The organism is Paenibacillus sp. FSL R10-2788, assembly GCF_038003885.1.
Classification (GTDB): domain Bacteria; phylum Bacillota; class Bacilli; order Paenibacillales; family Paenibacillaceae; genus Paenibacillus_AQ; species Paenibacillus_AQ odorifer.
In genome coordinates this window covers 565,003-579,909 of the sequence record NZ_JBBOQA010000001.1, presented here as the reverse complement: position 1 = coordinate 579,909, position 14,907 = coordinate 565,003, and the positions used below count along the sequence as shown (strand labels likewise).

At 48.6% G+C, this 14,907-nt stretch carries 15 protein-coding genes; 5 read left to right on the top strand and 10 right to left on the bottom strand.

Annotation, left to right across the window (positions count from 1 at the left end; genetic code table 11):
- Positions 1 to 66 precede the first annotated feature (66 nt).
- Entirely contained in the window at positions 67 to 255 is a 189-nt protein-coding gene (locus NSQ50_RS02575; protein WP_019913840.1) for a hypothetical protein, read from the bottom strand.
- Between the two features lie 470 nt (positions 256 to 725).
- Here NSQ50_RS02575 and NSQ50_RS02570 point away from each other — a divergent pair, with 470 nt between their 5' ends.
- The 3 genes from NSQ50_RS02570 to NSQ50_RS02560 all read left to right on the top strand — a co-directional run bounded on the left by NSQ50_RS02570 (position 726) and on the right by NSQ50_RS02560 (position 3,215).
- Complete coding sequence (locus NSQ50_RS02570) at positions 726 to 1,715, top strand: serine hydrolase domain-containing protein (RefSeq protein WP_076223405.1); 990 nt, start codon at positions 726 to 728, stop codon at positions 1,713 to 1,715.
- 93 nt (positions 1,716 to 1,808) lie between these two features.
- Positions 1,809 to 2,147 (top strand): DUF4870 domain-containing protein, encoded by a 339-nt coding sequence (locus tag NSQ50_RS02565; RefSeq protein ID WP_036682511.1) that lies wholly within the window; start codon positions 1,809 to 1,811, stop codon positions 2,145 to 2,147.
- Positions 2,148 to 2,258: 111 nt separating this feature from the next.
- Entirely contained in the window at positions 2,259 to 3,215 is a 957-nt protein-coding gene (locus NSQ50_RS02560) for a diacylglycerol/lipid kinase family protein (RefSeq protein WP_052096739.1), read from the top strand.
- A 113-nt stretch (positions 3,216 to 3,328) separates the two neighbouring features.
- Here the strand turns inward: NSQ50_RS02560 and NSQ50_RS02555 are convergent, their stop codons facing one another.
- Genes NSQ50_RS02555 through NSQ50_RS02540 form a run of 4 tightly spaced genes read right to left on the bottom strand, consistent with a single transcriptional unit; the run spans position 3,329 to position 5,943 of the window.
- Positions 3,329 to 3,922: a xanthine phosphoribosyltransferase gene (locus NSQ50_RS02555; protein ID WP_076101352.1), complete on the bottom strand. Its 594-nt coding sequence runs from the start codon at positions 3,920 to 3,922 to the stop codon at positions 3,329 to 3,331.
- A 42-nt stretch (positions 3,923 to 3,964) separates the two neighbouring features.
- The gene (locus NSQ50_RS02550) at positions 3,965 to 4,267 is read right to left on the bottom strand and encodes a hypothetical protein (RefSeq protein ID WP_038568522.1); all 303 of its coding nucleotides are present in this window, start codon (positions 4,265 to 4,267) and stop codon (positions 3,965 to 3,967) included.
- A 25-nt stretch (positions 4,268 to 4,292) separates the two neighbouring features.
- Positions 4,293 to 5,111 (bottom strand): TrmB family transcriptional regulator, encoded by an 819-nt coding sequence (locus NSQ50_RS02545; RefSeq protein WP_036682516.1) that lies wholly within the window; start codon positions 5,109 to 5,111, stop codon positions 4,293 to 4,295.
- Positions 5,112 to 5,151: 40 nt separating this feature from the next.
- Positions 5,152 to 5,943 carry a zinc ribbon domain-containing protein gene (locus NSQ50_RS02540; protein ID WP_036682517.1) on the bottom strand — a complete coding sequence of 264 codons (792 nt, stop codon included), beginning with the start codon at positions 5,941 to 5,943 and terminating at the stop codon, positions 5,152 to 5,154.
- 243 nt (positions 5,944 to 6,186) lie between these two features.
- Between NSQ50_RS02540 and NSQ50_RS02535 the strand changes: the two genes are divergently transcribed.
- On the top strand, positions 6,187 to 6,876 hold the full coding sequence (locus NSQ50_RS02535; RefSeq protein ID WP_051491247.1) for a GTP pyrophosphokinase: 690 nt from the start codon (positions 6,187 to 6,189) through the stop codon (positions 6,874 to 6,876).
- A 362-nt stretch (positions 6,877 to 7,238) separates the two neighbouring features.
- Here the strand turns inward: NSQ50_RS02535 and NSQ50_RS02530 are convergent, their stop codons facing one another.
- The 3 genes from NSQ50_RS02530 to NSQ50_RS02520 form a co-directional block, all read right to left on the bottom strand.
- On the bottom strand, positions 7,239 to 8,390 hold the full coding sequence (locus tag NSQ50_RS02530; protein WP_076223407.1) for a WD40/YVTN/BNR-like repeat-containing protein: 1,152 nt from the start codon (positions 8,388 to 8,390) through the stop codon (positions 7,239 to 7,241).
- A gap of 138 nt (positions 8,391 to 8,528) precedes the next feature.
- A complete protein-coding gene (locus NSQ50_RS02525; protein ID WP_076223409.1) occupies positions 8,529 to 9,320 on the bottom strand; it encodes a hypothetical protein in 792 nt (263 codons plus the stop codon).
- A 33-nt stretch (positions 9,321 to 9,353) separates the two neighbouring features.
- Entirely contained in the window at positions 9,354 to 12,440 is a 3,087-nt protein-coding gene (locus NSQ50_RS02520) for a DEAD/DEAH box helicase (protein WP_036682521.1), read from the bottom strand.
- 463 nt (positions 12,441 to 12,903) lie between these two features.
- Here NSQ50_RS02520 and NSQ50_RS02515 point away from each other — a divergent pair, with 463 nt between their 5' ends.
- Positions 12,904 to 13,671 (top strand): TspO/MBR family protein, encoded by a 768-nt coding sequence (locus NSQ50_RS02515; RefSeq protein ID WP_036682522.1) that lies wholly within the window; start codon positions 12,904 to 12,906, stop codon positions 13,669 to 13,671.
- A gap of 93 nt (positions 13,672 to 13,764) precedes the next feature.
- On the opposite strand, the gene NSQ50_RS02510 is transcribed toward NSQ50_RS02515, so the two are convergent.
- Positions 13,765 to 14,145: a RidA family protein gene (locus tag NSQ50_RS02510; RefSeq protein ID WP_036682524.1), complete on the bottom strand. Its 381-nt coding sequence runs from the start codon at positions 14,143 to 14,145 to the stop codon at positions 13,765 to 13,767.
- Between the two features lie 93 nt (positions 14,146 to 14,238).
- On the bottom strand, positions 14,239 to 14,904 hold the full coding sequence (locus tag NSQ50_RS02505) for an oxidoreductase (protein WP_076103876.1): 666 nt from the start codon (positions 14,902 to 14,904) through the stop codon (positions 14,239 to 14,241).
- Between the last annotated feature and the right edge of the window lie 3 nt (positions 14,905 to 14,907).

Genomic DNA, 14,907 nt, shown 5'->3' with positions numbered 1-14,907 from the left:
TCCTCGTGGATGTTATTACTCAAAATGATGTCTAAAGTTTAAGCAAGTGACAATCGTATCTGTTAGCTAGGAGACGGATGAATTCATCCGTACCAACTCGTGTTCCACGACCATGGTCAGTTCCTCTTCATAGCCTCCTGTAATCCGATACTTTCGGACGTACTCCTTTACGAATTTCTTGGGATCTTTGGGCCGGAAAATGCGTGTCATTTCCCGTAGACTTTCCTTGACTTCGTTATGACCTTTACTTGCCATGATCAGTTCCCTCCCAAAACATTGAAAATGAATGCTCCGTTGTAGAGAATGCATGATGAAAAGTACGCCGTAACCTCGAATGCAAGTGAAGTATCCATTACACATACGTGGCTTGCACTATCCGTCAAAACGTGGAATCTAAAGCTATGTCTAGCCTTTGAAACACCGCCTTGCCGGTGAAGCAGGTTCGTCGTGATTTGGGCTGAGAGTAAGGACGCCTGATGAACGATAGCTCCTTGACACTTTTATTACCCGAAGAGCCACTTACTGAATCACTCCTTTCGGGCCTTATCGTTATATTGTATCATATTCCGGATTAACTTCCACCTTTCCTTGTAAAATGTACTATTTGGAAAATATTATTTTTTTACAACTCTCTTCGTAAGTCATATGTCTCCAAACTGGTTAAAATACAATAACCAATACAGCAAGTGAAACTGCATTTATCAACAAATGAGAAGGAGATCGTTATGGCCCAGCCTGTAATTCCCGTAATGACTACCGCAACGCCAGAGGACACAGCTACACGCCGGGAGGGTCTTGAACAAGCCCATCAAGCTATCCTAAAAGAATATCCCAAGATGCATAGCATACTTATTGTGCGCCATGGCAACCTTATCTTCGAACGTTATTATAACGACCATCATGCTGGAGCATTAAATGATCTCCGTTCTGCTACCAAAAGTTTTGTCAGTGTCCTTACGGGAATCGCTATCGACCGTGGCGAGATGCCTGATCTCCATATTTCTGTATCTGAGGTACTTCACAAGCATATTCCATACCTTCACTCCCCACATCTCTCAAAAATCACACTCCGTCATCTTCTTACCATGACTTCCGGCTTTAGCTGGATCACAGGGAAGAAGCTCGGTGAACCTCTCGTCCGGAACCTCCATCGCAGCCGCCGCTGGGGTTCCTTTGGCCTTAGCTTGAACATTATTCCAGAACATGTCGGCCAGTTCCAATATCGAAGCATCGACTCACATCTAATCTCGATGATGATTAGTGAATCTACAGGTCTTGATGCATTTTCCTATGCAGCACAGCATTTATTTACTCCACTCCGAATGGCTAATACCGCTTGGTTACCTAGTCCCGAAGGACATAGCATGGGCCATATCGGCTTGCACTTAACCTCTCGGGATATGGCTAAATTCGGAATCTGCCTGCTGAATAATGGAGTGTTTGCAGAGCAGCAAATCATCCCAGAGCATTGGTTGCAGGATGCACTTACCGCTCAAACTAAGGGATATCCAGCGTTTGGTGATTACGGATATCAGTTTTGGATCGGTACGATGAGCGGGCAGCCCTACAAGCTCGCCCACGGGCATGGCGGGCAGCAGATTCTGCTCTTCCCCAATCTGGATACTGTCGTGGTCTTTACAGCAGAGAGCAAGACAAACAACTGGAAGAACCCACGCAAGCTGCTTGAAAAGTATGTTCTCCCTTCAATGAGCTAAACATACTTTTTCCTGACAAGTCATAGGCTTGTAAGGAAGAAGGATTCGAACAATCAAGCCCCTTCTTCTCCAAGCAGAAGGAGAGTGAGCCTATTGTCCCCTTTTAAATCATCTACCGGATTGCCCGATAATATAGCGGGCGCGTTGTGTTACTTTTTCCCTTTTCTCGGCGGCGTCGTCTTTCTCGCATTGGAGAAACGCAGCCGTTTTGTGCTGTTCCATTCGCTGCAATCACTGATTACCTTCGGAGTGCTGATGATCCTCCACGTTCTAACCGGATTGGTCCCTTTCCTCGGTCCCTTGATGAGTGCACTCGTCTCTCTCTGCAGCTTTGGAGTGTGGCTGCTAATGATCTACCATGCCTTAAGTGGCAGGTGGTACAAACTCCCTTGGGCAGGTGATATCGCAGAAAGTCAGATTCGCCATCTGTAATCCCCCAAAAAGCAGCCCCTTCTGATCGCTGAAAAGTATTCCCTTTTGCCCATCCACTCCTTACAATGTAGAAAGGGCATCAATGGAATTCTACAGGCTGGAGGAAATTATATGTATCTATTTATCATAAACCCACGTTCCGGCGGGGGAGCAGGCGGCCGGACCTGGCATACTGTAGAGGCGCTCATGAAGGAGCGTTCGCTGCCTTTCATGTCCTTGTTTACGCACAGCGTAGAGGGTGCAGAAGCCCTTGTTTTAAATACACTAAAGCATCGCGAGGATTGGAAAGCTGTGATTGTAATCGGTGGTGACGGCACGCTCCATAGCATTTTGGGTGCACTTTGCGGTAAAGATATCCCCATGGGCGTAATTCCTGCCGGCTCCGGCAACGACACCGCCCGGGGGTTCGGCATCCCGCTTTCGATAGAAGCCGCGCTGGAGGCCGCCCTTAGTGAGCGGTATATCGAAGCAGACCTGCTTTCAGGAGCAAACGGACTGACCGTAACAGCCGTTGCCAACGGCTTTGATGCTCAGGTGGCTGAGAATGTGAATGCCAGCCGTTACAAACGGCTGTGCAATGCCATTGGAGCAGGCCAGCTGGCGTATATCATCGGCATATTGCATACGCTGATGACGTTCAAGCCCTGCCGGGTAAGTGTAGTCTGCGACGGCACGGAGCATGCCTTCGAGAAGGCATGGCTGGTCTCGATCTGCAACCTGCCCAGCTACGGCGGCGGGCTTTTGATCTGCCCGCAGGCAAAGGCCGATGACGGCCAGCTCGACGTCTGCGTCGTGCACGGGTGCAGCCGCGGGCAGCTGCTGCGGCTGTTCCCTACGGTACTGAAGGGCAAGCATGTGGCGTTGCCCTTCGTGTCTATGCTACGCGGACGTAGCGTAGCCGTAGGCTTTGCCGAGGCCCGGCCTGCGATCGGCGACGGCGAGAGCCTGGGCAAAGGGCCGCTGGCCGTTCGCTGCGAGCCGGGGGCGCTGCGGGTGCTCTCGCCGCTGGCGGCGGACAGCGTACAGCTGCCCGTCGACACTGCAGCGGCATGCGGCAGCAACGGGTAACCTGACCCGTGCATACCATACACACAAAAAACAGCAAGCGACTGGTTCATTACCAGTTCGCTTGCTGTTTTGTATATCCTATAGCTTTTGTTTGAGCATTCATTCCTAAAGCCTCAAACAAGAGGCTCTTCCTCGTCTTCCACGAAAGTGACTCTTCCGTCCTCCAGTGAAGCAATACGCACAAGTGATTCTACGCGATATCCCGCTTCCTGCAGCAGCCGATTCCCTGGCTGGAACGCTTTTTCGATCACAATGCCAATTCCAACCACACTTCCGCCCGCCTGCTCAACAATACGGGCAAGTCCGAAGGCGGCTTCACCATTCGCCAAGAAATCATCAACAATCAGCACCCGTTCTCCGGGAGCAATGAATTTCTTCGAAACGGTAATTTCATTCGTTTCTTTCTTCGTGAAGGAGTATACCTTCTCCACGTAAATGTCTTCTGTCAGCGTCAGCGATTTCTGCTTACGGGCAAAAATCAACGGAACCTCCAGCTCTAATGCTGTCATAATCCCCGGAGCGATTCCCGAGGATTCTATAGTCAGCACCTTCGTAATTTCTTCGCCAGCGAACCGGCGGATAAACTCACGGCCAACCTCGCGCATCAGGAAGGGGTCCATCTGATGATTCAGAAAAGAATCCACCTTGAGCACTCCTTGCCCGAGTACAATACCTTCTTTCAATACCTTTTGTCTCAACAGCTCCATAGTGCTCCTCCTTCTCCCATCATTAAATCCATTCTCCCCACATTACAGGCCTGTCGGCTTCTGAGGCAATAAATTTCCAACGATCGATTTTAAATTATGATCATCCTTGCTCTTTTCCTGACCGTTATCATAACCCGTAATTCGAATCTCCAAGAAATCTCCCGGATTTACCGGTTTAAAAATCAATTTCTCGCGGTCTTCCAGTCTCACGTTAAAATTCATATCCTTAAACATTTCGACCAGTTCTGCTTCTCCAGGAGATGCTCCCTTATCCAGAAACAATAGTCCACGCAATTTCTTAGGACCATCATTGTGCACCACTTCAAAATGAACGATACATTCCATGCTTCTCACCTCCCTATGATAATAACTACTGCGCCTGTTCTTCCCCATCATCGCCTTGATCATACATAACATATTTGCTATGAATTTTGCTGTAACGTTCTCCATAACGCTCTACTAATTCTGCGCCCATATCCTGCTCCAGCTCGAATAAGACCATTTCCTGTGTAAAATGATTCAACAGCAGCTCCACTAACACCGGGTGCTCTGTTACCACTGCTTGTGCGGATCCATCATCATAACGCATCCCCAGCATACACCAGCTCCGGTCGATCACAAATGAGAACTTCCGTCCATCCGCCCGCTGCGAATCTTTTCCGAATGACGGCCATACCGGGTAAGAGGCAGCAGCAGCATTGCCACCGTCAAAAGCCCATAAAAGCCTAACGCCACGCAGTTCGGCCTGTTCAAGTTCGCTCCGCAGAAGCGACGCTTCCTCGCGCCACATATCCACTACAATCTCCTGCTCTGCCATGTTAAGCTGGCGAATCAGCGCCCCCATTACATTGCGGTCGCCCTCTACATTATAAAAAGAAGGACTAACAGGCCCCCCGCGAGGCATCTCACTTTCCATATAAGCCAGCGAAGCTTGAACTCTTCCCGAGATCATCGTCGCCAGCTCCTCTGGATTGAGAACACTATACCGCGCAGGCTCTCCTTCACCACATCGTACATATCCCTGCTGTGTTAGGCGCTGAAGCGCCGCATACACATTTGATCTTGAAACTCCGAGCTGTTTGGCAACCTCATAGCCAGAAGCCTGACCTTTAGTCGCAAGCTCGACCATGATTTTGGACTCCATCTCCGTGAAGCCCAGATTGCGCAGATGCAGCAGCAGCTGTTCCATCTTGTTGTCCCCCTAAGCCCTAAGCTGACTGATATCTGTACTATATTTGCTCCGATCCACAACGCGGGCACCATAAGGAGCCCTTTGGCAATTCATTCCGACAGATTTGACACTTAATCATATCACGTACACCACTGTCCTGGGTGACTGCGGACTCCTCCTGATGTTCATTCGCATTCCAATCGCGGATGCGACGATCCAGCTCAAGCTGTCTTTGTCTTTCCCGTTCCAGCTGATCAGCATGTCTGCGATCCCGTTCAATGTCATGTTCGTTCGCCGCATATTCCTCCAATGGCAGCTCATCATCCTCTGAAGGCAGGATCTCAGAATACACCATACTTTGCGGATGGAGCTTCATTGCAATCTCCTTCTCTTCATCCGTTAGCTCATCTGCACCATAGTATTGATCCTCATCCTCTTCGTCCTCATCCACAGTTTTGACGAATACGGGCGGTGAAGGAATCTTTCTTGAAGTGGTTAGCTCCTCCAGCTTACTTCCACACTTTGGACAAAAGTTTGCATCGAGCGCCACAACATTGCCGCAAGAACATAACCGTTCATTTTTCAGTTCAGCAATCCTTGCGCGTTGGACTTCGATTTTTTCCTGAAGTTTGGAACAGGTCCGTGCCAGCTCTACCATTTTGCCTTCAGCTACCGACATATCCTTAGTGCGATACCCTTCATAAAAAAGCCTGCCCATTTTCGTGAATTCCACTTCCATCTCACGTTCAATATCGGAAATAAGCCCGTTCAGCTTGCCAATCTCAACAGAGCTTTGTGCTTTTTCAGTAACCCGGCTCGCACTATCTTTGATTCGTTTCATAAAACTCATTACAGTTCCTCCCTCTCCAGCGATACGTGATTCTATCATACCAAATGTATCGAACAGATTCATTAATGTGCTTTAATACGCGATTTAGCGGAGAATGTTCCTATAAATTCTTATTTTCACTGATTTCAGACGTTATTTTGCGTCAGGGGTTCTACATCGGTTAAAATAGAATTAATCACAAATAACGAAATTGGGAGAGTTTCAGTGGAAGAACATGACAGCACACAGCTTACGCTAAAACAGATGCAGGTACACGTTAAGGATCTGCAACATTGGCAGGATAACGAGGATTTCACAAATCTTATCAATGAGTTTAAGTCTCTGCCAGCACTCTATCGCCATGCACTAAATGATCTTGAGAATAAAATCGATGTGATCAAAACGGAATGGCAGGTCCGTGACGGCTTCAGTCCCATCGAACATGTTAAATGCCGAATTAAAGAACCCAAGAGCATCCTTCAAAAGATGGAGCGCAAAGGTTTCGAGTTCAACTTGGAAAATATGGAGCAGCACATTCACGATATTGCAGGTATGCGGATTGTATGTGCTTTTGTTAAAGATATTTACCGTCTGGTTGATCACCTCAGCACACGCGAAGACATTCGCGTATTGGAGATCAAAGATTATATAGCCCATCCCAAGCCGAATGGGTATCAAAGCCTGCATCTTATCGTCGCAATTCCGCTCGTCCTGCTGGAAGGAACACGCTGGGTCAAAGCAGAAATACAGCTGCGAACCCTAGCCATGGACTTCTGGGCAAGTATGGAACATATTCTGTATTATAAATTCGATAAACAGCTCCCTTCGCATGTTGCTGAGGAATTGAAGGATGCCGCACGCGCCGCCGATGAACTGGATCAAAAAATGTTGCGCCTGCGCCGTGAGATTCTGGAACTTGCAGAAGGGGAATCCCCTGCCGGCGGGCAGGTTTAAGCTTTCATATTTCTACATTTCTCAAAAATTAAGGGGATGTCTCATAAGCCATGACAATGGCTGCTGGGACACCCCCTTCTTTTTAATCGATTAGGCCGTTTGATCGATACCCTTCGTCGCCGAAGCAAGGTGTTATCGGACCCAGCCGATCTTATTCACAGAATAATCCTCCATTTTGCATAATAACGGACCCCAAAGTCGCTATGGACATAAAAAACACCAGATTTGTGCCCTTTTATATGAAATAGCTGCACTGGAGTCCGAAAACATGCTGGATAGGCGGTAAATGTGTGAATAACGCCCCCTGGGTCCCTAAGCCTCAACGGCTAATCATTACATCCGGCATTCCGCTGTATTCAGCCTCAAGGCTTGCCAACCAAAGGCTTCCATGTAACGCCACCATCTGTAGTGGTCTGTAGAAATTCAGGACCCGCCAGCCAACCGTTTTTCGGCGTAACAAACTGAATATTCTCTGCCTTTGTGAATAGCTGCGAAGTAGCAATTATCCTCCAGCTTACACCCCCGTTGACAGTCGCCACCAGTTTACCACCCTCCTGCAAGGCCCAACCTTCCCGAGCGTTCAGCCATGTTGTTCTCACCGCCTCAGTACCGAGCAATTGAGGGCCCGGCTTCCATGTCCTACCTCCGTTATCACTTGTGTAAAACACCATACTTCGAATCCCATCGTCAACAATCTCCAGCGGCAGGATGCCTTTCATATTGTCTTTGCCTGAGAATTTAGGTGGATAACTATTACTGTAAGTAAATGCTGCCATAGCAGCCGGCTTCTTTAATTGTTCCGGCTTCCAGCTCTTCCCGCCATCCGAAGTTCTGAACGTTAAAATGTATTCTTGCCCATGGTTGCTGGAGGTGATCCAGCCATTCCGGGAATCCTGAAAGGTCATCCCTGTTGGATAGGCTTTAATACTCCCCGTTAGATTTCCGATTCGCTTCCAGCTGTTCCCGCCATCTGTCGTGCGATACAAGGATTTCTCCATCATCCCGAGACCAGGTTCTGAATCCAGCAGCACATACCCGTTATTCACATCGATAAAATGAATAAATCCGCCACTGTATCCTTGCTCCCAATCCTCCGTGACGGGAAGTTTTGTCTCCTTCCAGGTCTGGCCCTGATCAGAGGTATGATAGATCAGGACAGGTTGACCCATACCATGACTACTTATAATCCAGCCATTTGTGGCATTCAGGAAAAAGCTTGCTGCGGCAAAGATGCCTGTTTCTTGTGGAATAGGAACGATATTGCTGTCCGGATGGTACCAACTACTCCCTCCATCGTTCGTAGTCCATAATCCAGTCTCGTCTATTCCCCACCCATGCTTTATGTCATTCATGCTAAATTTAGCAGGATACCCCCGCAAAGAATTCATATCCGTCTTCAGCTCAGCGGTATTTGTCCCAATACTCGAATCTAAACCAAGCTTATCGTTTACCATGCAGGATTGCAGAAATAACCCGGCAATGATTATCGGGGCAAAAACGGCATATAGTCTCAAATGAAATCCTCCTTTTTCCATTTCCTTCTATTCTATAATCATAAACAGAGTTTAATAGTAAAAGGTTACAGAAGCTTTACACAAAGAAGCCGCCTCCTCAGATAGGATGCGGCTTCTCTACACTCCACTGCTGTTTAATTACGCCTTACTTGCTCGACGGGCAGCAGCTTCTGCTACTCGATTCATAATCAAAGTTAGGCCTTCTAGCGCCTTAGGTGTCTGAGGCAGCAAAGCTCCCCAGTCTTCCGTTACCGCTGCTACTACCGGCGATGAAGGAAATGGCCTAGCCGTAATCTCATGGAACTGCGGTCCCGGCTGGTGAAGCGAACCTTCAGCAGCCGCTTCTGCAAGCCATTCTCCAGAGGAAATTGCGGGGCCCTTGCGCTCTAGCCGTGCTAATTCCGTTGCAAGCTCACTAACGGGGGCTGCCTCTGTCTCAGAATCATCGGCGGCTATATCACTTTCAGCCCAAAGGGCAAATATTCCATCCAGGAGTTCTCCCTTAGTAAATCCTCTCAGAGAAAGCGCCAGCAGCGGTTCTTCAGCAAGTCGTTCTTTTATAAGCTGCAGAGTCTCCGCCTGATCCTCTAACCCTTCACCCTCAAAGAGGGCCTGCTCCAGCTCTGTATCTGTAGGCAGAAGATCCAGTTCCGCCAGCCCACCCGTTAATCTCCCCTGCAACAATGCAAATACCTCATCCGGACTTAGCGCCAGACGCCGCAATATTTCTTTTCTACGGGCAGCATGCCATACTGGAACCTTCAGAGAGAGAGGTCGCTCCGGTCTTTGTCCCTGAGGAACAGCAGAAGTACCGACATTCCATTCACCCTTTGCCCGTGACCCTCCCGTCACTTTCCCGGGCGAAGTCGTCCATGCTGCTTTTACTAATCCAGGCACAACTTCCAGCCGCATCTCTAACAGTTCACTCATTGTTTGATCCCTCCGTATTGCTCATATCTTTCCTTACATCCAATCCTGATCCTGCAGTTCAATAAGCTCCTTCAGTTCATGATTAGACATCTCGGTCAACCATGTTTCACCAGAACCAACAACCTGCTCCGAAAGGCTTTTCTTCCGCTCAATTAATTCGTCAATACGTTCCTCCAGTGTTCCTTGGCAAATCAGCTTATGAACTTGAACATTCTTATCCTGTCCAATTCGGAAAGCCCGGTCTGTCGCCTGATTCTCCACTGCCGGATTCCACCAGCGATCGTAATGAATAACATGATTGGCCCGGGTTAAGTTCAAACCTACTCCGCCCGCTTTAAGAGATAACACGAAGAAGGATGGACCCTTGCCCTCTTGAAAATCATGCACCATCTCGTCACGCTCTCGTTTTGGAATCCCTCCGTGAAGGAACAATGGCGATGTACCATAACGCTTAGTAAGCTTGCTCACCAGCAGCTCACCCATCGCTACGTATTGCGTAAAGATCAACACAGATTCGCCAACTTCAGCAATACTGTCCAACACCTCGAACATAACCTCCATTTTACCGGAATGTTCATTACGCGGACTGCGACCTTCTTCTTTTCGGAATAGCTGAGGATGATCGCAAATCTGCTTCAGCTTCGTCAGAGAGGATAACACCAGTCCACGGCGAGCCATACCACTGCTCTCCCCGATCACGCCGAGCATTTCATCCACAACACCCTGATACAGGGCAGCTTGGGTCTCGGTCAGCGGGCAATAAGACTTCAACTCTAGCTTCTCCGGTAAATCCTTAGAAATATCCGGATCACTCTTCAGACGCCGCAACAGGAAGGGTGATACCAAGCGATGCAGCTCCCGCAGACGCTCCCCACCCTCCCCAGACACATAACGCTGCCGGAAGGAATGATAGGTTCCTAAATAGCCCGGGTTTAAAAAGTGGAAAATAGACCATAACTCGCCAAGTCTGTTCTCTACCGGAGTACCCGTCATAGCTATGCGATGCGGCGCTGATAACTTCATCACACTCTGCGCCTGCTTCGTACGGTGATTTTTAATATATTGAGCTTCATCCAGCACCACTGTTGACCACTGAACATTAGCTAAATCCTCGCTGTCACGCCCTGCCAAGTGATAGGTCGTCAGTACGATATCATGACTGGTTGCCAGTTCTAAGAAGCTATCTCCCCGAACACGGCGTCCACCATGATGTATGTGTACATTAAGCGAAGGAGCAAAGCGCTGCAGCTCCCGCTGCCAGTTGCCAAGAAGCGAAGTTGGGCAGAGAATCAGCACAGGCTCCTGCTTCTCTTCAGGGGGAGCACTTAACGCCCGGTCCAGCAGGCAGGTGATAACCTGCACCGTTTTACCTAGACCCATATCATCGGCGAGGCATACCCCAAAACCCAGACCACTGAGCTCGGCCAGCCACTGATAACCCCGCTCTTGATAAGGTCTTAAAGTTCCATGCAGACCTTCAGGTACGGGACGCACCGGAAGATTACGTAATACATCTCCGCGCATAAGCGATGCCAACAGCCCGGATGTCTCCATCCCAGTGACGGACATTCCTTTCCAGAGCCGATCTTCACCATCCTCGGCTTCTAGGCGCATCCAATCCGCGGCAGTCATTTCTCCGTTTTCATGGCGTTTCATATATCTAAGAACCTGGCGGATTTCTTTAGGATCTATCTCGATCCATTCCCCGCGGAAACGTACAAAAGGTACGCCAGCCTCTACTAATGCGTTTAGTTCTTCCTCACTAATCGCACTTTCTCCAAGCGAGGCCTCAATACGGAACGAGATCAGCTCTTCCATACCCAGAGCCGCGGGCGCAGGACTATCGCCCCCGTTCACGCCTGGCTGCATTTTCATCTTCATGCCAATGCGGCGGCGTCCTTCACGGCTCCAGCGCGAAGGCATTTGCACCGTTATTCCCCGATCGCGCAGCTGCTGCACCGTCTCCTTCAAAAAGAAATAAAGACGTTCTGGTTCCAAATCTGCCCCCGTAGGCGCAGGCTTAGCAAGAGCGCGCTGGATATCCGGCGATATCTTCGCAGCCCGGCCCAGCGCTATAAGCAGCTGCTGCTGGATATTGCGATAGCGTTTCCCCCATAACGTAAACTCTCGTTCCTTACTGCTCCAGATCGATTTGGCGGGAAACCAGAATTCCCCTTCTTCCTTATTCTCCGCCCAGAAGGTTAACCGCCAGACTTCATTATTGTCTTCTGGCGGCTCCAGCCGTAGCCCAAGACCCAGCTGCCCGCTCCGCGCTTCCTCTGGCTCTGAATGTGGCACATCGCTGCCAGCGGTCTCGTTCACAGTGACCAAAAGGTCCGTCACCTCTGCTGGAGTTCCTTGCACGGGTATATCTCGGCTTCCAGTGAGAAGGCTATTCCACCACAGTTCAGTTAAAGGAGAATAACCCCGGCGATAATTTGCTTTATAAGGGGTTAACTCACTTTCAATGCCCGCAATTACCTTTTTTATCTCAGCAGTCATTACAGCCTGCATAAAGGAGTAAAGCACATAAGCTCCAGCCTCATCGCGAGAGGATAGATCCCCTGCCTCTGCGATATGCGTTCCTAGTGCAAGAACAGGCATGGATGCTGCCAGCTGCAAAAAGATCTCTTTGTCCTCCTGCTTTCGGAAAGCTGGCGACCAGCAGACTGTCGCCGCCTGTTCTCCGCCGCGGCGACGTGAGCCCACGGGGCGTGGTGGCAAGGCTCCCGGCGTAATCCCGCCTGTACCCATCAGCTCCAGCGCAAAACGTGCCGCTGCTGCCCAGTAACGCAGTTCGCCGCCTGGCTCCACTCCCTGATCTCGGCATAACGTCTCATCCCATGCCAGAAGCAGTTGAAATGCATCGCTAGGAACCAAGGCGAGCCCTTCGAACGTTCGTCCGGGCAATCCGCGCCGGGCTGGCTTCCCCTCTACAGGGGGAGCCGGATATTTCACTTCTGCCAGACGCAGAGCAGCAGTTGCAAAAGGACGCACTCCTCCCTGTAGCTCCATCCGCTTCACTACGCGAGTCCAAGCGTCAACCTTCGGCTCCGAAGTTTCGCCAGAGAAGCAAAATAAAACGTCCCCTAACCATATTGCATACAGATGCTTAGTCATCGGTGATCTCCTGTCTTTTAAGCAAGCAAAAAAAGAACCAGCCCCCCACCATCAGGAAGGGTAACTGCAACCTTTTCCGCGAGAAATAAATTTTGAAGCTATACAAGTAGAAGCCGCCTCTTCCTCTTTTAGAGAGGGGATGCGCTCCTGCGGTAAATATAAGGATAAAGAACTAGGACAAAACTTATATTTTCTTGAATCTTCATCTCTTCATCTTATACGAAAAAGCGCTGATTTAAAAACATTTCTGCATATTTTCTGTAGATTTTTATGAAATAAAGTTGAAGGATATAGAAACACCCAGTAATTTGATTCATTTAAAATACCCCGCACTACTGCCCTGCTATCCAAGAATGTTATGACTCACTAGTCACTTCTTTTCTTTTTATAGTCTTAATTGTGCCAAAAAGGGGTATATTCTAAATAAGCAATACCCTATTAAAAAAGCTAGGGAGTGAATTATTTGAGACGTTATAATCCTTATAAATGGTGGAACCTCGTATTCTTTGTGGGTGTAATTATCGTAAATGTGCTGGCGGTAACCTTGCCTTTGGGCGGAAACAGTACAGGAGAAATCTCTGACAAATATAAGACTTACATGACTCCTGCTGGCTATGCTTTCTCCATTTGGTCGCTGATTTATTTATTGTTAGCCGGTTTCGTTATTTATCAATTCCGCTCCTATACAAGCTCTAGGGATTCTGTACGAGTTATTTCGTTCTGGTTTATCCTGAGCTGTGTTTTTAATATGAGCTGGCTTTTCCTCTGGCAGTATCTATACATCGAGCTTTCATTGATTGCCATGGTGTTAATGTTAATTTCAATCATTGTTATCTATCGCAAATCGCGCCAGATCGCAAAACCTACTTCAGGTGAGAAATGGTTGATCAAGCTACCCTTTAGTATATACCTTGGCTGGATCTCTGTGGCTACTATCGTGAATGTTAGCGTTGTTCTAGAGAAAAATCATTGGGATGGATTTGGACTTAGCGGGATAACCTGGGCTGTGATCATGCTCTGCGTGGGGACACTGCTTGCGGTGTTAGTCAGCTATCCTAACCGAGACAGCATCTATCCTCTGGTCTTCGTATGGGCTTTCATCGCGATTGCCCTGGAACATAGAGAGGCTAATGCAGTCTTTGTGACGGGCACAATAACGGCAGGTCTTCTGCTGCTCTACAGCATTTGGCTATTGCTCACACCACGCCGCAGAAGATACAGCAGATACTGATCGTCCGCTCGATAATATAAAAAGGCAGGCTCAGAAGGTGATCCTTCTGAGCCTGCCTTTTTTGTAGATTAATTTAGAAGTGCGAAATCATATTTATTTTTTACGCGCTACCGCTTCGATCTCAACAAGGCCATCTTTTGGCAGACGGGCAACCTCAATGGCACTGCGGGCAGGATAAGGTTCTTTAAAGAAGGTGCTGTAAACCTCATTAACTGCTGCAAAATCATTCATATCCTTTAGGAATACAGTGGTCTTCACTACATGATCCAGTGATGCACCAGCCTCCTCAAGAATAGCTTGTACATTGCTAAGTGCTTGACGAGCTTGTTCCTGAACGCCTTCAGCCAAATTCCCTGTCTCTGGATTAAGGCCCAGCTGTCCTGAAGTGTATACCCAACTACCGGTGGTAATGGCTTGACTATAAGGACCAATGGCTCCAGGTGCTTTTGTAGTAGCTACTTGTTTTTTACTCATCTTGTTACCCCTCTCCATTAAACGCTGATCATTTATTGTCCATTGTAAGTCCTGTTCTCACCGTAATGCAAATTTATTAGCAGCCCGAAAAACTTATCGTTTTCCAATCACATGTATTACTTCATTCGTGTAGATATGCAAACCATGCGTGTCAGCAGAGGCAATGTTAACCATAGCTCTCGCCACAGTTACACCAGGTATGGCACGATATTTAGCCGCTTTGCCAACCATTACAAACTCCAGTGCTTTCATCAATCTAGCCGCGACGCGTTCTCCCAGTCTGAATTCCTCACGATGACCCAGCAGCAAGGAAGGCCGAAACAAATGCAGCCCTTGAAAACCGATATTGCTTAACGCTTCCTCTGCTCTACCCTTAGTCCGACTGTAGAAATTGCGCGATTTGGCATCTGCCCCCATGGATGAAACAACCAAGAACTGTTTAACACCGTGATCTCTCGCAATAGCAGCAGCTGCAAGCGGATAATCCAGATCGACACGTTCGAACTGCTCTTGTGAGCCTGCCTTCTTGATCGTAGTCCCGAGGCAACAGAAGATGGAATGAACGCCTTCGAACGAATCGCTATACTCCGCCAGGTTCTCCCAATCCACAACGATTTGCTTAAGCTTGGGATGTTCTAAAGCTAATGGAGTCCGTACAAGCACTCTCACCTCACCCCAACCTTCATGATTCAGCAATTCCTCCGTAACCGCTTTCCCTACTAATCCAGTAGCTCCTAATACCAACGCAATCCTTAACATGGA